Source organism: Limimaricola sp. (assembly GCF_016125575.1).
In the GTDB taxonomy this organism is placed as follows: domain Bacteria; phylum Pseudomonadota; class Alphaproteobacteria; order Rhodobacterales; family Rhodobacteraceae; genus WGLM01.
In genome coordinates this window covers 343370-361880 of the sequence record NZ_WGLM01000002.1, presented here as the reverse complement: position 1 = coordinate 361880, position 18511 = coordinate 343370, and the positions used below count along the sequence as shown (strand labels likewise).

Below are 18511 nucleotides of genomic sequence, written 5' to 3'. Positions count from 1 at the left end.
CTCATGGTCCGGCCGGGCGGCCGGCCGTGTTGATGGCGGTGGCCCTGCTGGCCGCGCTGGCGGTCGGCTGCGACGCGCTGGCCGGGGGGCTTGGGCTGCCGTTTCCGGGCGCGCTTCTGGCGATATTCCTGCTCGGCCTGCGGTTTCGCTGGCGCGGCGGGCCGGACCCACAACTGGCCGATCTTTTTGACGCAACCATCCGGTTCTGGCCGCTTGTCTTCGTGCCGGCAGGCGTGGGGGTCATCGACCTTGGCGGCACCTTGCGGGAAAGCTGGCTGCCGATCCTGATCTCGGTCATCGGCGGCACCCTGCTGACGATCCTGCTGACAGGCCTGCTGGCCCAGCACCTGCTGGCCCGCCGCCCGCGACGGCCAGCGGCAAGGGCCGACGCCCTCCGCGCCGGCAGACCCGCCGGATGCCCCTTGGCCGCGGACAACGAGGTGTGCGCAGCGCGAGAGAGGCAAGAGGCATGAGCACCGACATGCTTGGGCACCTCGTTGACGCGAATCCGCTGACATGGCCCGCGTTGACGGTCCTGATATACTTGGCCGGCTGCCGGTTGCAGCGGTTGGCCCCGCGCTGCGCGGCCCTGCAGCCCATCCTGCTCTCGATCCTCACCATCGTGGCGCTGCTCTGGGCGTTGCACGTGCCCTACGCGCATTATTTCCGGGACACGGCGCCGATCCATCTGGCGATGGAGCCGCTTTTCATTCTGCTGGTGGTGCCACTGTGGCGGGAGACCTCGAAAATCAGCGCGGCGCGCCTTCCGCTGACGGTGGCACTGCTGACCGGGTCTTCGATGGCGATCCTTAGCGGCATGCTTCCGCCTCTACGCCTCGCCTCCCCGGCGGTGGCCCAGACGCTTGCCGATACGCTTGCCTTTCGCTCGACGACATCGGCCGCCGCGATTGGTTACGTGACTGCGGCGGGCGGGGCGGTGGGGCTGACAGTGGCCATCGTCGTGCTGACCGGGATCGTCGGTGCGGCCCTTGGCCCGTGGATCCTGCGCCTCGGCGGCGTCACGGACGAGCGGGCCGTGGGCTTCGCGCTGGGCCTTGCGGCGAACGGACTGGGAACCGCCCGCGCCTTCGCCATCTCGCAGGCGGCAGGGTCTTTCGCGAGCATCGGCATGATCCTGAACACCTTCGCCACGGCTGGTCTGAGCCTCGCCTTCTTCGCGATGACCTGACGCGCGCACCAACGGCCTTCGCCCGAAAGGACGAATGCCGGCCCGTTCCAGAGGGTTATGGACTGGACGAGAATTCGGTTTAAGTTGCCGCCCCGTGGGCCATCCACTCGCGGGGGCAACGATTAGCAGCGTCGAAAAACTGACCGGCCAGAGTTTCTCGGCCGATTTCTCCTTCCTTGAAAGGGAGGACGGGGAGCGGATTCAGTTCACCCGGTCGGAGGCGCGTGCGCTGGCGCTGATGGTCAATCGCCCCGACCGTGTGCTGACCCGCGACCAGATCCTCGACGCCGTCAGCGAACCGGGATCGGACAAGCGGGACCGCAACATCGACTTTCTGATCAACCGTATCCGGCGCAAATTGGGCGACGATGCGCGCGACCCGCGCTTCATCGCGACGCGCTACGGCGAGGGATATGTCTGGATCGACCGCGCCCCTGCGGCCCGCGAAAAGTATCCAGAGACCCATGTCGTTGTCGGCCCCCTGCGCGGGCTGGAAAACCTGGGCGATCTGCGCCCCCATGCGAGGGATTTTGCGACGGCCCTTTGCGCCGCGGTGAAATCCGCCCTTGGGGCCGAACGCAATGTCGTGCTGCTGCCCGAGATCCCGCCGCCCACCGCCTTCGCGGGCGAGGCACCGCGCCTGTCGGTCGACCTGACATTCTTCGAGGAAGAGGGCCGGATCAACTGCATCGCCGCAGCAAGGGATTTCCGCAGCGACCACATTCTGGCGCTGCACCGGTTGCTGCTGCCGAATGCGCCGGGGCCGGGCGGTCAGACCGCAGACAGCGCGGCGGAGGTCGCCCGCCTGCTGCTCGACAATGCCTGGCACCGGATGGCGACGCGGGTCGAGAACGCCGTGCCCCTTCCGGTGGCGATGTTCGAGGCCGCCAGCGGGTCGTCGATGGCGGATGGCACGACCAAGGACAGCGACCGCCGCCTGCGCGAGATCATCAGCCTTGCCGAAACCCGCTACGAAAAGGTCTGGCTGCAGAACGAGGCGCGGCTGCGCAGCCTGCGCGAGGCCGCGCCTGACGACCCGGTCCTAAAGCTGATGGCCGCGGTCAACCTTCACAGCAAGTACGTCTCGATCGGCCACGTGATCTTTCAGGGCGACAACGTCGACACGCGGCAGGACGAGGACGAGATCGAACGCCTCGTCCTCGAGGCCCTGCCCCATGTGCAGGCGCAACCCGACTATGCGATCACCGCTGCCAAGTTGCTGCATTTCGTCGACCGGGGCTATTTCGACCTTGCCCACGCGCTGACCGAGGATGCCTATCGCGCCAGCGTTTCGGCCACCAATTCGCTGGTGCTGGTCGGCCAGATGCGGGGCTTCGCGGGCGAGACCGAGGCGGCCATCCGTTGCCTCGATCAGGCGCTCAACTTGGTCACGCCGGGGTCCAAGGCGCACCTCTACACGCTTGTCATCAAGGGGCAGGTCCTTAAGGCCGTGGCCGATTTCGACCGGATCAAGACGGTGAAAAAGGCGGTTTATGCCGGCTCGGTGACGACGGGGATGTTCCTTGAACCGCTTCTGGCCAATCCCGAACGGCCTTCGCTGCGTGCACGGGCGGTCGCGATGATGCTGTCGCGTGGCCGCGCCCGCGGCATGTTGCGCCATATGCATTATGTCGGCGCCCGGCTGTTCCGCGACAGGGCCCATGGGGCCAATGTCCTGCAGTCGCCGCTGTCGCTTTTTGCCGGGCGGTTCGGCCACACGATCATTCCGGACGAGATTACCAAGGCTTTCGCGGGCTACCTGCCGGGCCCGTAAGGCCCGCGGTCCGGCACTTTGTCCGACACCACGGCGCGATGATTGGCACCTGCAAACAATTCGGCAAGAATCGGCAGCCAATGTGACGCTACGCCGAGCCTCGATTAAGATCACGGATCGGGCAAGGCGGCGAAGGAACGCCGACATTCCCTCCTCGGAATGGTTCCTTCGAAGGTCTGTCCGCGGCGACAACCTCTTCCTGGCCCCCCGGCCAGTACTTGCGGACAGACCTTCTTTTTTTTCGGAAAGATGCCCTTGCATGGGCTTGGTGGCCTGCCTCGTCGGGCTGAAAGCTGGTTGAAAGGTTGATCGTCTAGGGTCCGGTCACGGCTCTGGCGAAGACATCACTTGCCCCCGGAGCCTGCGTGTTCTGGGAGGAACTGACATCATGGCCGATACGATCCCGGCGCGGGGCCCTTGTCCCGCGCCCTGCCCCTTCGACTGCCTGCGGTGCGGCGCATGACCGCCGCCGCGGACACCCCCGGCGGGGTCGATCTTGTCGGCGTGACCAAGCGGTTCGTCACCCCCACCGGCGGAGTGATGACCGCGATCCGCGACATCAACCTTTCGGTCGCGCCGGGCGAGTTCTGCGCCATCGTCGGCCCGACCGGGTGCGGCAAGTCCACCACGCTGACGCTCGCCGCCGGGCTGGAACGGCCTACCGCGGGCACCGTCACCGTCTCCGGCAAGCCGGTGGACGGGATCACCAAGGGGGCGAGTTTCGTCTTTCAGGCCGATGCGCTGATGCCGTGGAAGCCGGTCATCGACAACGTGGCGCTTGGCCCGATGTTCCGCGGCATGCCCCATGCGGAATCGCGGGCCCGCGCGATGGAATGGTTGCAGACCGTTGGGTTGACCGGGTTCGAAAACCACTATCCCCACCAGTTGTCGGGCGGGATGCGCAAGCGCGTCAGCCTCGCCGCGGCGCTGATCAACGCGCCCTCGATCCTGCTGATGGATGAGCCGTTCTCGGCGCTCGACGTGCAGACCCGCGCGATCATGTCGAACGAATTGCTGAACCTGTGGGAACGCCAACGACCTTCGGTGATGTTCGTGACCCATGACCTCGAAGAGGCGATCGGCCTTGCCGACAAGGTCGTGGTGATCACCGCGGGGCCCGGCACCGTCAAGGCGGTTTTCGACATCGACCTGCCGCGCCCGCGCGGTGCCGTGCAGGACATCCGTTTCGAGAAACGGTTCCTCGAACTTTACCAGCAGATCTGGGGCGCCCTGCGCGAGGAGGTGGAACAGGCCTACGCGCGCGCCGCCGACGCGACCCGCAATCAAGGAAACACCGCATGACCGCCGAGATCGCCCAACCGCAGGCCCAAAGAGAGGCCCCGACGCAAACCCCCGCCGGGGCAAGCGAGCAGGCCCTTGCCGCGCAGGCGCATGCGCGGGTCCTGCGGCACAAGCGCCTTGTGCTGCTGGGCCAGATCGGCATCGCCGCCTTCATTCTGGGCGGCTGGCAGATCGGCGCGATGACCGGTGTCATCGACCCGTTCTTTTTCGGCTCGCCCGTCGGGATCGTGATCCGGCTGTGGGACTGGGGCCTGAACGGCACCGCCTACGGGTCGTTCTGGCTGCAGATCTGGGTCACGCTGGAAGAGGCGCTGCTGGGTTTCCTTGTGGGGGTCAGCAGCGGCATCGTGCTGGGCGTCCTGCTGGGCGAGATCCCCTACCTTGCCGAGGTCATCGGCCCCTACATCAAGATCGTAAACGCCCTGCCGCGGATCGTGCTGGGTTCGATCTTCGTGATGTGGCTGGGGCTTGGCCTGCCGTCCAAGGTGGTGCTGGCCGCGGTGCTGGTGTTCTTCGTCGTGTTCTTCAACGCCTTTCAGGGCGTGCGCAGCGTGGACCGCAACTTGGTGTCGAACGCCCGCATCCTGGGCGCCTCGCGGTTGCAGGTGGTGCGCCACGTCGTGGTGCCCTCGGCGATGACATGGATCATCGCCAGCCTGCATGTCGCGCTGGGCTTTTCCATCATCGGCGCGATCGTTGGCGAATTCCTTGGCTCACAGCGCGGCCTCGGCCTCGTGATCGCGACCGCGCAGAACACCTTCGATGCCAACGGCGTCTTCGGCGCGATGCTGGTGATCGGCGCGCTGGCCCTCAGCGCCGAGGCGCTGATGGCGATGGTCGAGCGTCGTCTGCTCGCCTGGCAGCCGCCGTCGAACACAGACCAGAACATTCAGGGGCTCTAGCGGCGAGGAGGCCGTTTCAGCCCACAACCCGGATCCGGACACCGGACCCACCCACGGAGGAGAAGACCACGATGACAAGATCCACCTTTTCGGCCCTGCGCATGGCGGCCGCGGCAATCGTCCTGCCGCTCGGCATCGGCATGGCCGGCGCGGCCATGGCGGCCGACATGCCTACCGTCACGCTGATGGTCGGCGGCATCGACAAACAGATCTACCTGCCCTACCAGCTGGCGCAAAGCCTTGGCATGTATGAAAAATACGGCGTCCATGTCGAGCTTTCGACGGAACAGAACGGCGGCGTCGGCGCCGAGGACGCGGTGGTTTCGGGGCAGGTGAACATGGCGGGGGCATGGTATGTCCACACCATCGACTTCCAGACCAAGGGCAAGGACATCATCGGCATCATCCAGCTGTCGGTCGCACCGGGCGAACGGATCATGTGCGCCAAGGGCACCAACATCACCTCGCCCGCCGACTGGAAGGGCCAAGCGGTAGGCGTCACCGATCTTGGCTCTGGCACCGATGACCTTGTCAGCTACGTCTCGGCGCGGGCGGGCCTTGCGCCGACCGACTACACCAAGATCGCCGCCGGTGCGGGCCAGACGATGATCGCCGCGCTGAAATTCGGCAAGGCGGTCTGCGGCATCACCAGCCAGCCCACTGTCAACGCGATCCAGAAACTCGACGTGGGCTACCCGGCCATCGATCTTTCGACCGGCGCTGGCGTCACCAAATGGCTGGGCGGCGATTTCCCCGCCGCCAACGTGCTGGTCAGCCGGGCCTGGGCGGATGCCCACCCGACGGAAACCCAGGGCGTCGTGAACGCGCTGGTCGCCACGTTGAACTGGATGAAGACGCATACCGCGGCCGATGTGGCCAACGTGATGCCGAAGGACTTCGTCTCCAACCAGCTCAGCTCGCAGGACGAATACATTGCCGCCCTGCAGCAGGACTGGGGCCAGTTCAACCTTGATGGCCTCGGCATGATGCCCGAAAATGGACCGCAGACCGTCCTCGACATCGAGAAGGCCGCCGGCAAGATCAGCGGCAACGTCGACCTGCCCGCGACCTTCACCGACCAGTACGTTCAGGCCGCGCTGAAGCTGGAAGGGCTAAACTAGGTCGAAGGACCCTTGCCGAAAGGCGGAGCGGGGGCATGTCCCCCGCTCTTGCCGTAGCCGGGTCGACACGGAGCGCCGTGCCGTGGTTCAGTAGCGGCAAGACAGGCGCGACAGGTCATGACAGGCGGGTATTGCGCATGAACGATTTCAGGCGAACCTTGGCGGCCTTCCTGATCGGGCTGGCGATCGGCCCGGCCGCGGCCCGCGCCGAGCAGGTGGCGCTGATGGTGGGCGGGGTGGAAAAGCAGATTTACCTGCCGCTGATCGTCACCCAGCGGCTGGGCTATTTCTCCGACGAGGGGCTTGACGTCACCATCGAGTCCGAGCCCGCCGGTGTCGAGGCGGCCGATGAAATGCTGGCCGGCGCCGTTCAGGGCGTGATCGGCTTTTACGACCACAACATCGAGTTGCAGGCGCTTGGCAAATATACCCGGTCGGTCGTCCAGCTTGGGCTTGCGCCGGGCGAGGTCGAAATGGTCTCGACCGGCCACCCCGAGGTGCAGGACATCGCTGACCTGCGAGGCATGCGCCTCGGCGTGACGGGCCTTGGCTCATCCACCGATTTCCTGACGAAGTATCTCCTGATCACGGCGGGGCTGAAGCTTAGCGATGTCACGCCGGTGCCGGTAGGCGCGGGCGACACGCTGATCGCGGCGCTGCGGCAGGACCACATACAGGCGGCGATGACGACCGAACCGACGGTCTCGCGGCTGATCGCGGCGGGCGATGCGCGGGTCCTGGTCGATCTCAGCAGCCTTGCCGCGACAAGGGCGGTGTTGGGCGGCCCCTACCCGGCCGCCTGCCTTTACATGGATGCGGCCTGGATCGACGCGCATCCGCAGACGGTGCAGCGGCTGGCCAACGCGCTGGTCCATGGCCTGCGCTACATCGCCAGCCATGATGCCGACCAGATCGCCACCCTCGTGCCCGACGACTTCTACGCCGGGGATCGCGCGATGTACGTGGCGGCCCTTGCGCGCGGAAAGTCGATGTTCAGCGTCGACGGGCGGATGCCGCCCGATGGCCCGGCCAACGTGCAACGGGTGCTGGCTGCGGTGATGCCGGGGGTGGCGGGCAGCGCCGTTGACCTTACGCGCACCTTCACCAATGCCTTCGTCGACGCGGTGCCGGTCAACTAGAGGCCAGGGGCAGGTCGAAGGCCACGCAGAACCCGCGCCCCTCGTCAGGCCCCCCGTCCGGCCCCTCGTCAGGATCGGGCAGCCAGGCCCGGCCGCCATACATCGCGGCGATTTCCGACGTGATCGCGAGGCCCAGCCCGCTGCCGCCGGGGCGTGCGTTGTCGCCCCTGTGGAACCTCGAAAACAGCCCCTCGCGGTCAGAGGCATTCACCCCCGGCCCGGTATCGCAGACCCGGCAGCGGCCCATGCCCTCGGCCTGCGCGACGCTTACGGTCACTGCGGCGCCGCGCCCGGCATGTTGCAGCGCGTTGTCGATGAGGTTCGTCACCGCCTCGCGCAGCAGAAGGTCGGACGCCATCACGCGGCAGGGCGCCACCACCTCGACCGCGAGGTCGATGCCCGCGTCGACGGCCCGGGGCGCGATCTGTGCGGCGATGTCCTGCACCAGACCTGCGAGGTCCACCGGTTGGGGAAGCGGATGGGCGCGGTCGTTTTCGATCCCGCCCAGCGTCAGCAACTGGTTGGCCATCCGCGTCATCGCGCGCAGGCTGTCATCGAGATCGGCCAGCGCGGCGCGCATGTCGGGGACCTCGCGGGTGCGCCGGGCAAACCCGGCCTGCGTCCGCATCACCGTCAGCGCGGTGCGGATCTGATGCGCGGCCATGTCGAGAAACCCGCGCTGGCGGCGCATCACGGCCTCGAGCCGCGCCATGTGGTCGTTCAGCGCCGCGACCAGCGGCTGCACCTCGACCTGAACCGCGTCCGCGTCGATCGGCGCGAAGGATCCGGCCGGCCGGCCAAGCACGGCCTGCCGAAGCCGCATGATGGGCCGCAATTCGAAACTGATACCGATCCAGATCGAGACCGCGGCAGCGATCACAAGGGCGGCCTGTTCCAAGAACCCTTCGAGCCACAGCGACCGCAACAGCGCGTCGCGCGCCCGCAACGTCTCACCCACCACCACGCTGACATTGATCGTGCCGCCCGGCGTGACCACCGGCTGCGACAGCAGCGCGCCACGGATCACCTCGGTGCGGAAACGTCCGGCGAAAACCGTGGTTGTCTGCGAACCGGACAGGCCGGGGATGGTGTCAAAGCCCGGGAACCCGGCAACGAGGTCGCCCGAGGGGCCGATGACGGCGTAGGAAACCTCGTCATGGCTGTCGGAGGCGAAAAGCTCCAGCGCGGCGGGGGGCACTACGACCCGTATCGCGCCGTCGCGATAGCGGACCTGTTCGGCGATCATCCGCGCCGAGGCCAGCAACTGGTGATCCATGATCCGCGTCGTCTGCCGCAACGCAGTGGCGTAGGACAGCGCGAGGCTGATCGCCAGCGTCGCGATGACCGGGCCGATCAGCCACAAGAGCAGGTTCAGCCGCAGGCTGCGCCGCCACCGCCCGGTCTGGCGCGCCCCGGCCGCTGTCACGGCGTCTCGACCCGCAGCATGTAGCCCAGCCCCCGCAGCGTGACGACCTGCACGCCGCTATGTTCCAGCTTGCGCCGCAACCGGTGGACGATGACCTCGATCGCGCTGGGATTGACGGAATCGTCGTAGCCGTAGCTGCATTCGATCAGCACCTCCTTGCTGACCGTGGCGCCTGCACGCCGCAGCAACGCCTCCAGCGTGACGTGCTCGCGCGGCGACAGCGCCAGCGCCGCGCCGTCTATGCTGAACATCCGGCTCTTCTGGTCCAGCGCCAGCGGTCCTGCCCGGATCTCCGACTGTACCTTGGCGGCAGAGCGGCGGATCAGCGCGCGGATGCGGGCCTCCAGCTCTTCCACCTCGAAGGGTTTGGTCATGTAATCGTCCGCGCCGGAATCTAGGCCGGTGACCCGGCTTTTCAGCCCGTTTTCCGCCGTCAGGATCAGGATGGGCAAGGTGCTGTGGCGGGCGCGGATGTGGCGCACCACCTCAAGCCCGCCGATACCGGGCAGCCCGAGGTCGACAATGGCCAGGTCGAAGGCGTCGAGGTCGGCGCCGTCGACCACCGTCTCGCCATCGGCAATGACATCGACCACGTAATTCTCGTGCCGCAGGAAGCGGGCCAGCCAGGCGGCCAACTGCGCGTTGTCCTCGACGATCAGCAGGCGCATAGGATCAGCCGCCGTTACATTTCCTCGCCGAAGTCTAAGCTGACCGCTGCCGGAAGGCCACGGCCAGCTGAACCGGGCGGCTTCGTCGGTGGTCGGACGGCCCCCTCGCCCCTTTTCCGGCAACTGCACGTCCCCGAAACACGCTTGATGGCAGCAGGAATTGTTTGATCGGCCGCGCGATTGAGACAACGGTGCAAGAACGCCGCGCCACCTGGACAAGTTCGGTGGAGGGAGAATGATGATGATCGGGCAGGGCTCGGGGACCAGTCATGACACGGCGATCGTCGGCGCCGGGCTCGCCGGCCTCGCGGCGGCACGGTCGCTGGCCGCTGCCGGACAGTCTGTCAAGCTGCTCGAGGCACTCGACTTTCCCGGGGGTCGCACGCGCTCTTCAGCGCTGGCGCCGGGGCAGCGCGAGGTGGACTGGGGTGCCGAGTGGCTGATCCCGACACTTCATCGGCGCATGATGGCCTTGGCACGGGAATTCGACTTCGAGCTGGAGGAAGAGGATGGAGCGACCGTCTGGGACGTACCGGGTCTGCGCGAGGTTGCGCGCCTGAAAGATCTGCAGGCTCTCTACCCGAATTTCTCGGCTGGAATGAGCGCGGTTCAGCATTGGTTCGACACACCCCCGGCTGAGGATGAGCGAAATGTCTCGATCGGCACGCTCCTGCGACGGCTGATTCCCGACCAGGTGGCGCGCGACCTTCTCGAAGTCGCGATCTATCCCCTGACCGGCGCAGATCCGGGCGAGGTTTCGGCCGCCATGCTGAGGGGCGAGATCGCCTTGCATGGTGGCGGACTCGAAGGCACGTTTGCGCCCCCGTCGGCCCGGCTCGCCCGGACCTGCGGTGGGCTGGCCCGCGCCCTGGCCGAGAGTTTGCCGACTGGACTGCTTGAAACCGGGATCCGGGTCGCACGGATCGTGGTCGAACCGGACGGCACGGCCACGGCACATGCCGCCGGGAGGTCATGGCGGGCCCGGCACATTCTGCTCGCCGTGCCGGTGGCGGCCCTTCATCACATCGCCTTCGATCCGCCGATTACAACGGTCGGGCCCGACACGTCTGGCCGCGCCAATGCCGGGGAAGATGTGAAGATCTGGGCCGAAATCGACGGCCCCCCGCCGCCAGAGCATCTGTCAAAGCGGTCTCCCCTGCGGCTTGCCTATTCATGGGTGCAAGACGGAACCACGCTGCTGTGTGCCCATGCACTTGCCCGCGACATCGCGGGCCACGACCCGGCCACGCTCCTCGCCAAAGCCTTTCCGGGCAACCCGGCGCGTCGCCTTGGTCTGCAGGATTGGCGAGCCGAACCGGGGTTCGGCGCAAGCTGGATGTCCGCCCGGGCCGGCCATGACCCAGCGGCCGACTTCGCACCAAGCTTCGGGCCGATCCGGGTGATCGGTGGCGACGTCGCCCCGGAATGGGTGGGCTGGATGGAGGGTGCGCTGGCCTCTGCGGATGCGGCTGTTGCCGAACTGATGTCATAGGCGGGTGGCGTCAAGGGGGCATACTGGGCGTGATGCTGACCCCGCCGGGGTCGAGCGGCGTCAGAAACGGTGACCCTGAAGCGTATGAGAAACACTGGGTTTTCATGACTTTACATCAGGCCGAGGTATCGTGCGGCAGTCTGGTCACGGCCACGCATATGCCGTGCAATCTTGATCCCCCAAGGGATGCGACAATAAAACGCCCGACTAGGAATTCGGGAATTCCGATCGCGGGCCCTCCAATTTAGCCCGTGATTTCAAGTCACTAGGAGATGCCTGGTAACGCAAGCCGCGGAAAACATACCACAGTATTTGAGGCATAGTTTCATTTAAATTCAATGCCATATGTGGTGGCGGAAGCGGTGGGATTCGAACCCACGGTACGGTTTCCCGTACGCTGGTTTTCAAGACCAGAGCCTTAAACCACTCGGCCACGCTTCCATCTGGTCCCGCTCCGTCATGTCGGTGGGGCGGGATGCCGCGGTGTGGTGGCACAATCCCGCGGTCCGGTCCAGAGCGTGCGCGCACCTCGACACGCGCAAGAATCCGCCCCTTTGCGCACCGGTGGGGCGGAAATCGGGTCCGGCCCGGTCTCGTGGGCTTTCAAAACCGCGGCGGGGTCGGTATCTTGCAGGCGGTGTCGGGGCTGTCACGTTCATGACGGCGGCTCCGATCAGGGCAGGCAACGATGACCGGATAACGGTCCGCGCGCCGGAAAACCGGCCGCGCCAGGCGGGGAAATGACATGACGAGCAGGCTTTTGCGCAGGATGGATCGGCCGGGTCTCTTCGCGGCGGGCGCCTTGGCGGCGCTGGCGCTGGCGGGCTGCGATGCCAACGGGCATTTCGCGATGCCGGGGCTTGGCGGTGGCGGCAGCGGCGGTGCCGACGCGCCAGCCAGCGCGCAGGCCAGCGGAGACAATGCATCTGTCCAGCTGGTCGAACATGATGTCGAGGCGCCCAATGTCTTTCAATATACCGGCGAGGGGCTCTGGGACGGACGGCCGTCGCTGGGCGGGGTCTGGGTCGCGCACCCTGATGTCACCGATCCCGAGCGGGTGATCATCCGCAATCAGGCCAATGGCAAGTTCGTGATCGGCGCCCTTTTCCGGCGCGAGCGCAACAATCCCGGCCCCGCGTTGCAGGTCTCGTCCGATGCCGCCGACGCGCTGGGAATGCTTGCCGGCGCGCCCGCGACCCTGAATGTTACGGCCCTGCGGCGCGAACCCACCGCGCCGCCCGCACCGCCGGCGGCCACCACCAATTTCGACCAGCCCTCCGATATCTCTGCAACACCGCTCGATCCGGTCACGGCCGGAGCGTCGGCGGCCATCGATGCGGCCGAGGCGTCTTCGCCCGGCCCGGTGATGGCACCGGGCAGTGTCGCCGCAGCGGCCCCTGCAACTGCGGCCCCGGCTGCAGCACCGGCCCCGCGGGCCCCGGCAGCCCGGCCCACCGCCGCCGTGGCCAAACCGTTCATCCAGCTTGGCATCTTCAGCATCGAGGCCAACGCCACCCGCGCCGTCGACCGGCTGAAGTCCGCAGGCGTCACCGCGCAGGTGCTGCACCAGGAAAGCCAGGGCAAGGAGTTCTGGCGCGTCGTGGTGGGCCCGCTGACCGATCCGGCCGAACGGCGGACGGCGCTGGCCAAGGTCAAGGCGCAGGGCTTTCCCGACGCCTATTTCGTCACCAACTGATCCGACCCGACAGAAAGGCCCCCCGTGCCGATGACCCGTTCCATCATCCGTCTCCTGCTTTCCGTTGCGCTGGCCATCGCGGGGCTTGCCGCGCGGGCCGACGGGTTCGATACCTCGGCAACCGCGGCCTACGTCGTCGATGTGAACACCGGGACCGTGCTCTTGGACAAGAACGGCGACATGCCGATGCCGCCCGCCTCGATGTCGAAGCTGATGACCATCGAATTGCTGTTCAAGGCGCTGTCGGAAGGCCGGGTCAAGCTGGATTCAGTCTTTGCGGTGTCGACCCGGGCCAAGAACATGGGCGGCTCGACGATGTTTCTCAACGAAACCGACCGACCCACGGTCGAGCAGTTGATCCAAGGTATCATCGTGCTGTCGGGTAATGATGCCTGCGTGACCGTAGCCGAAGGGCTGGCCGGTTCGGAGGACGAATTTGCCCGGCAGATGAACGCGCGTGCCAAGGAACTGGGACTGACGCATTCGCAATTCGCCAATGCTTCGGGCTGGCCCGATCCGGGCCAGTTGATGAGCATGCATGACCTTGCCACGCTGGCGGTCCATATCATCAAGACCTATCCCGAATATTTTCACTACTTCTCGCAACAGACCTTCGCCTATGACGGCCGTGCGCCCGCCAATGTCGAAAACCGCGATCCGCTGCTGGGCCGTGTCGCCGGTGCCGACGGGATGAAAACCGGCCATACCGAGGCTTCGGGTTATGGCCTTGTCGGCACCGCGATGCAGGACGGCCGCCGGGTGCTGGCGGTGCTCAACGGCCTGCCCACCGCGCAGGCCCGCGCGGCAGAAGGCGAACGGGTGATCAACTGGGCCTTCCGCAGTTTCCTGATGCGCAAGATCGCCAAGTCAGGGCAGGTCATTGCCACCGCGCCTGTCTGGGCAGGCGACGCGCCCAGTGTCGGCATGACCGTGGGCAGTGACGTGTCATTGCTGGTCCCGGTCACCGCTCCCAATCAGGTGCAGGCGCAGATCGTTTATTCCGCACCAATCCAGGCCCCCGTGGCGGCGGGCCAGAAACTGGGCGAGATGGTGTTCCATTTCGACGGGATGGAAGACGTGAAAGTGCCGCTGGTGGCGACAGAGGCGGTGGCGGCAGGCGGTTTTGTCTCGCGGCTGCAGACGGCGGCGCAGGTGCTGCTGCGCTGGGTTCGCCCGCAACAGCCGGCGGCGCCTGCCCCCGGCGCCTCCTGACAGACGCGCCGCAGGTGAGCGCGCCCTTCATCACATTCGAGGGCATCGACGGGTCGGGCAAGTCGACCCAGGCAAGGATGCTGGCCGAAAGCCTTCGTGCCGCCGGTCGTGACGTTGTGCTGACGCGCGAACCCGGCGGCAGCCCTGGCGCCGAGGAAATCCGCACCCTGCTGCTGACCGGTGATCCCGGCCGCTGGTCGGCCGAGACAGAGATCCTGCTGTTCACCGCGGCCCGGCGCGACCACCTTGAAAAGACGATCCGCCCCGCGCTGGCCGCCGGGCAAACCGTGATCTGCGATCGATTCGCCGATTCCACACGCATCTACCAAGGCACAACGCGAGGCGACCTGCGCGCCACCGTCGACAGCCTGCACGCGCTGATGATCGGGCGTGAACCGGACCTGACCTTTGTCATCGACATGGACCCCGAGGTCGCGCTGGCCCGCGGCCTTGCCCGCCGCTCGGGCGAGGACCGGTTCGAAGAATTCGGCCTCGATTTTCAGCATGGCCTGCGCGCGGGATTTCTGGCACTTGCCGCCAGTGCCCCGGCCCGCTGTCAGGTGATCGACGGCAACCGCCCGGCCGAGGTGGTCGCGGCCGATGTGCTGGCGCGGGTCCACGCATGGCCCTAGCCCCCGAAGACCTGCCCGAACCCGACCGCATCGAGGGCGCGCCGCACCCGCGCGAGGCGGCACGCCTCTTCGGCCAGTCCCATGCCGAGGCGGATTTCCTTGATGCCTTTCGCGCAGACCGGCTGCATTCGGCCTGGCTGCTGACCGGGCCGCGCGGCGTGGGCAAGGCGACGCTGGCGTGGAAACTCGCCGCCTTCCTGCTGGCCCAGCCCGCACCGGGCGGACTTTTCGCCGCGCCGCCGCCTGACACGCTGGCCTTGCCCGAGGGCAACACCGATGCCCGGCTTGTTCACGCCGGGGCACATCCCCGGCTGCACGTTCTGCGCCGCGGCCCGACTGAAAAGGGCGACCGGCTGAGCCAGACCATCGCGGTGGAGCGTGTGCGCGGGCTGAAATCCTTCTTCCACCTGTCCGCAGCCGATGGTGGCCGTCGCGTGGTGATCGTCGACAGCGTCGACGAGATGGGCCCCGCCGCCGCCAACGCCCTGCTCAAGGAGCTTGAGGAGCCACCGGCACTGGCCACGTTGCTGCTGGTTTCGCACCGACCGGCCGGCCTCTTGCCCACCATCCGGTCGCGCTGCCGCGAATTGCGCTGCGCCGCGCTCTCGCCGGCGGACTTGCGCGCCGCACTGGAACAGGCCGGCCATACTGCGGCCGAGGCCGATGCGCTGGGTGCGCTGGCTGCCGGCTCGGTCGGCGATGCGATCCGGCTGATCGAGGGCGATGGGCTGACCCTCTACCGCGATTTGGTGGGACTGCTGGCAGGCCTGCCCCGGCTTGACCGGCCCGCGGCAATCCGGCTGGCCGACAGCTGCGCCGGGCGCGGAACCGATGGCCGCTTCGCGCTTGCCGTCACGCTGATGGATCTCGCCTTGGCCCGGCTCGCCCGGACCGGTGTCCTTGGCCCCCCCGCCCTTGAGGCTGCTGACGGCGAGGCCGCGCTTTTCGCCCGCCTCTCGCCAGATGCCGGCGCTGCACGGGCCTGGGCCGTCGCGCAGCAAGACCTTGGGGCACGGGCCGAACGCGGACGGGCGGTCAACCTTGACCCTGCCGCGCTGATCCTCGATATGATCTTCAGGATCGAAGAGACGGCGCAATCGGTCGCCGCAGCCTGAGGCAACCCCGCATGGTTCCCCCGCAGCCCGAGACACAGCCGCACCCGACCGGCCTGCCCGAGGTCGTGGATAGCCATTGCCACCTCGATTTTTCCGATTTCGAGGGCGAGCGTGACGCCGTCATCGCCCGCGCCCGCGCGGCCGGCGTCACCCGCATGGTCACCATCTGCACCCGCCTGCGGCAGGAACCGCAGGTCCGCGCCATCGCCGAAAGCTACGACGGCGTCTTCTACGCCGCAGGCACGCACCCGATGAGCGCGGCCGAAGAACCGCTGGCCACCGTCGACCAACTCGTCGCGCTGGCCCGCCATCCGAAATTCGTGGGCATCGGCGAAACCGGGCTCGATTATCACTACACCGCCGAAAGTGCCGCGATCCAGCAGACCTCGCTGCGCATCCACATCGCCGCGGCGCGCGAAACCGGCCTGCCGCTGATCATCCACGCCCGCGACGCAGACGACGACATGGCCCGCATCCTGGCCGAGGAATACCGCAACGGCGCCTATTCTTGCGTCATGCATTGCTTTTCGTCGTCCCGGGCGCTGGCCCATGCCGCGCTCGATCTCGGCTTCTACCTGTCGATGTCGGGCATCGCGACCTTCCCCAAATCGGCCGAGCTGCGGGCGATCTTCGCCGCCTGCCCGCCCGAGCGTCTGCTGGTCGAGACCGACAGCCCCTACCTCGCCCCGCCGCCCCATCGCGGCAAGCGTAACGAACCCGCCCACGTCGCGCTGACCGCCCGCGTCGGCGCCGAGGTGATGGGGATGGACTACGCCGCCTTCGCCGCGCTGACATCGGCCAATTTCGACAGGCTCTTTACCCGCGCCGCGCGCAACGAAGGTGCTGCCTGATGGCGACGCTCACGGTCACCATCCTTGGCTGCGGCTCGTCCGGCGGGGTGCCGCGCATCGGCGGCGACTGGGGCGATTGCGACTCGGCCAACCCCAAGAACAGCCGCCGCCGCTGCTCGATCCTGCTGACGCGCGAGGATGCCGGCGGCACCACCCGCGTCCTCGTCGATACCTCGCCCGACCTGCGCATGCAGCTGCTCGACGCCGGCGTGGGCGCGCTTGACGCGGTGGTCTACACCCACGCCCATGCCGATCATGTCCACGGCATCGACGACCTGCGCATGATCGTCTTCAACATGCGCGCACGCCTTCAGGTCTGGGCCGATCCCGCCACGACAGAGGCGCTGCTGAACCGCTTCGGCTACGCCTTCGTGCAGCCGCGCGGGTCCAGCTACCCGCCGATCCTCGACCTCAACACCATCGAGGGCCCGTTCCGCATCACCGGCGCCGGCGGCCCGATCGACATCACGCCTTTCGCCGTCACCCATGGCAACATCGACGCGCAAGGCCTGCGCGTGGCCGATGTCGCCTATATGCCCGACGTCTCCGACATCCCCGAAGAGGCCTGGGCGCACCTGCACGGGCTGGAGTGCTGGATCGTCGACGCGCTGCGGCGCAAACCGCACCCTACCCATGCCCACCTCGCCCAGACGCTGGACTGGATCGCTCGCGCCCGGCCGCGCCTCGCCGTCCTGACCGACCTGCATGTCGATCTCGACTTCGACACGCTTGAGGCCGAGACGCCCGCCAACGTCACCCCCGCCCATGACGGCATGACGCTGAGCTTCCCGCTGTGACGGCCCTGCCCTTCTTCTGGCCGCAAATACTCCGGGGGGCTGCGGGGGGCTGGCCCCCCGCCCCGGCCGCCGCGACATGAGCGTTCTGCTCGACGTCGTCCTGCCGGTCTTCATCGTGCTGTGCTTCGGCTATGTCGCGGTCTGGCGCGGCCTGTTTTCCGATTCGGGCGTCGACGGGCTGATGAAGTTCACCCAGGGCTTCGCGCTGCCCTGCCTGCTGTTCCGCGCGATTTCTACCCTCGATCTGGGGCAAAGCTTCAACCTGCCGCTTCTGGGCAGCTTCTACGCGGGCGCGTTGATGGGTTTCGCCGCGGGGCTTGCGGGCGCGCGGCTGATCTTCAAGCGCGACTGGGAAGACGCGGTGGCGATCGGCTTTGTCGGGCTTTTCTCCAACTCGCTGCTCCTCGGCCTGCCGATTACCGAACGGGCCTATGGCGCGGGCGCCCTCACCGCCAATTACGCGATCATCTCGTTTCACGCGCCCTTCTGCTACGCGGTCGGCATCACCACGATGGAGATCGTGCGTGCGCGCGGCGCCTCGCTGGCGCTGCTGCCGGCCAAGGTGTTGCGGGCGATGTTCCGCAACGCGCTGGTGATCGGCATCGCGCTGGGTTTCGCGGTGAATCTCTCGGGCTACCACGTCCCCGGCGTGCTGGCGGACGCGATAGACCTGATGACGCGCGCAGCACTTCCCGCGGCGCTCTTCGGCCTTGGCGGCGTCCTCTACCGCTACCGGCCCGAAGGCGACTTGCGCACGATTCTCTACATCACCGGCTGCTCGCTGCTGCTGCACCCGGCGGTGGTCTGGATGCTGGGCAGCGCCTTGGGGCTGAGCACGGCCGAGTTTCGCTCGGCCATCATCACGTCGTCGATGGCGCCGGGGGTGAATGCCTATGTGTTCGCCAACATGTATGGCCGCGCGCGCCGCGTCGCGGCCTCGGCCGTGCTAATCGGCACGGCGCTGTCGGTGCTGTCGGTCTGGGGCTGGCTCGCAATCCTGCCCTGAACAGGCGAGGTATCTGCTTTTTCAGAGATATTCCCGCCTTCGGGCGAGATGTTGGTGCGGTCGAGAAGACTCGAACTTCCACTCCGGTTAAGGAACAGCGACCTCAACGCTGCGCGTCTACCAATTCCGCCACGACCGCACGCCAAGGCTTGGTGGGCGGTCTCTTACCGGCTCCCAAGAAGGTTGTGA

General features: G+C 67.2%; 17 protein-coding genes and 2 tRNA genes. 15 read left to right on the top strand and 4 right to left on the bottom strand.

Going from position 1 to position 18511, the window contains the following annotated elements; genetic code table 11:
• Positions 1-32 precede the first annotated feature (32 nt).
• From GC146_RS03230 to GC146_RS03200, 7 genes are all read left to right on the top strand, one after another.
• The gene (locus tag GC146_RS03230; RefSeq protein WP_291834269.1) at positions 33-473 is read left to right on the top strand and encodes a CidA/LrgA family protein; all 441 of its coding nucleotides are present in this window, start codon (positions 33-35) and stop codon (positions 471-473) included.
• Positions 470-1189, top strand: coding sequence for an LrgB family protein (locus GC146_RS03225; RefSeq protein ID WP_291834266.1), 720 nt, complete (start codon positions 470-472; stop codon positions 1187-1189). Before GC146_RS03230 ends, GC146_RS03225 begins: the two co-directional genes overlap by 4 nt.
• 94 nt (positions 1190-1283) lie before the next feature.
• Positions 1284-2963: a winged helix-turn-helix domain-containing protein gene (locus GC146_RS03220; protein ID WP_291834264.1), complete on the top strand. Its 1680-nt coding sequence runs from the start codon at positions 1284-1286 to the stop codon at positions 2961-2963.
• A gap of 459 nt (positions 2964-3422) precedes the next feature.
• Positions 3423-4265: an ABC transporter ATP-binding protein gene (locus GC146_RS03215; RefSeq protein WP_291834262.1), complete on the top strand. Its 843-nt coding sequence runs from the start codon at positions 3423-3425 to the stop codon at positions 4263-4265.
• A complete protein-coding gene (locus GC146_RS03210) occupies positions 4262-5167 on the top strand; it encodes an ABC transporter permease (protein WP_291834260.1) in 906 nt (301 codons plus the stop codon). The genes GC146_RS03215 and GC146_RS03210 overlap by 4 nt, the downstream gene beginning before the upstream one ends.
• A 71-nt stretch (positions 5168-5238) precedes the next feature.
• A complete protein-coding gene (locus tag GC146_RS03205) occupies positions 5239-6288 on the top strand; it encodes an ABC transporter substrate-binding protein (RefSeq protein ID WP_291834258.1) in 1050 nt (349 codons plus the stop codon).
• A 137-nt stretch (positions 6289-6425) separates the two neighbouring features.
• A complete protein-coding gene (locus GC146_RS03200) occupies positions 6426-7427 on the top strand; it encodes an ABC transporter substrate-binding protein (protein WP_291834257.1) in 1002 nt (333 codons plus the stop codon).
• Here the strand turns inward: GC146_RS03200 and GC146_RS03195 are convergent.
• Positions 7420-8853, bottom strand: coding sequence for a sensor histidine kinase (locus tag GC146_RS03195; RefSeq protein ID WP_291834255.1), 1434 nt, complete (start codon positions 8851-8853; stop codon positions 7420-7422). The two genes, GC146_RS03200 and GC146_RS03195, sit on opposite strands and share 8 nt — an antisense overlap.
• Positions 8850-9521 (bottom strand): response regulator, encoded by a 672-nt coding sequence (locus tag GC146_RS03190; RefSeq protein ID WP_291834253.1) that lies wholly within the window; start codon positions 9519-9521, stop codon positions 8850-8852. Before GC146_RS03190 ends, GC146_RS03195 begins: the two co-directional genes overlap by 4 nt.
• A 235-nt stretch (positions 9522-9756) precedes the next feature.
• Here GC146_RS03190 and GC146_RS03185 point away from each other — a divergent pair, with 235 nt between their 5' ends.
• Positions 9757-11013, top strand: coding sequence for an FAD-dependent oxidoreductase (locus tag GC146_RS03185; RefSeq protein ID WP_291834250.1), 1257 nt, complete (start codon positions 9757-9759; stop codon positions 11011-11013).
• Between the two features lie 351 nt (positions 11014-11364).
• Here GC146_RS03185 and GC146_RS03180 read toward each other — a convergent pair.
• A tRNA-Ser gene (locus tag GC146_RS03180) sits at positions 11365-11454 on the bottom strand.
• 304 nt (positions 11455-11758) lie between these two features.
• On the opposite strand from GC146_RS03180, the gene GC146_RS03175 reads away from it, so the two are divergent.
• From GC146_RS03175 to GC146_RS03145, 7 genes are all read left to right on the top strand, one after another.
• A complete protein-coding gene (locus GC146_RS03175; RefSeq protein ID WP_291834247.1) occupies positions 11759-12709 on the top strand; it encodes an SPOR domain-containing protein in 951 nt (316 codons plus the stop codon).
• Positions 12710-12739: 30 nt separating this feature from the next.
• A complete protein-coding gene (locus GC146_RS03170) occupies positions 12740-13921 on the top strand; it encodes a D-alanyl-D-alanine carboxypeptidase family protein (protein ID WP_291834245.1) in 1182 nt (393 codons plus the stop codon).
• Between the two features lie 14 nt (positions 13922-13935).
• Positions 13936-14553: a dTMP kinase gene (gene tmk, locus GC146_RS03165; RefSeq protein ID WP_291834242.1), complete on the top strand. Its 618-nt coding sequence runs from the start codon at positions 13936-13938 to the stop codon at positions 14551-14553.
• Positions 14544-15668, top strand: coding sequence for a DNA polymerase III subunit delta' (locus GC146_RS03160; protein WP_291834239.1), 1125 nt, complete (start codon positions 14544-14546; stop codon positions 15666-15668). The genes tmk and GC146_RS03160 overlap by 10 nt, the downstream gene beginning before the upstream one ends.
• A gap of 11 nt (positions 15669-15679) precedes the next feature.
• Positions 15680-16519 (top strand): TatD family hydrolase, encoded by an 840-nt coding sequence (locus tag GC146_RS03155; protein ID WP_291834236.1) that lies wholly within the window; start codon positions 15680-15682, stop codon positions 16517-16519.
• Positions 16519-17316, top strand: a complete 798-nt coding sequence (locus GC146_RS03150) for an MBL fold metallo-hydrolase (protein ID WP_291834234.1) — start codon at positions 16519-16521, stop codon at positions 17314-17316. Before GC146_RS03155 ends, GC146_RS03150 begins: the two co-directional genes overlap by 1 nt.
• 76 nt (positions 17317-17392) lie before the next feature.
• Positions 17393-18322 carry an AEC family transporter gene (locus tag GC146_RS03145; RefSeq protein WP_291834232.1) on the top strand — a complete coding sequence of 310 codons (930 nt, stop codon included), beginning with the start codon at positions 17393-17395 and terminating at the stop codon, positions 18320-18322.
• 52 nt (positions 18323-18374) lie between these two features.
• On the opposite strand, the gene GC146_RS03140 is transcribed toward GC146_RS03145, so the two are convergent.
• Positions 18375-18461: transfer RNA gene (locus GC146_RS03140), tRNA-Leu, on the bottom strand.
• Positions 18462-18511: the final 50 nt, after the last annotated feature.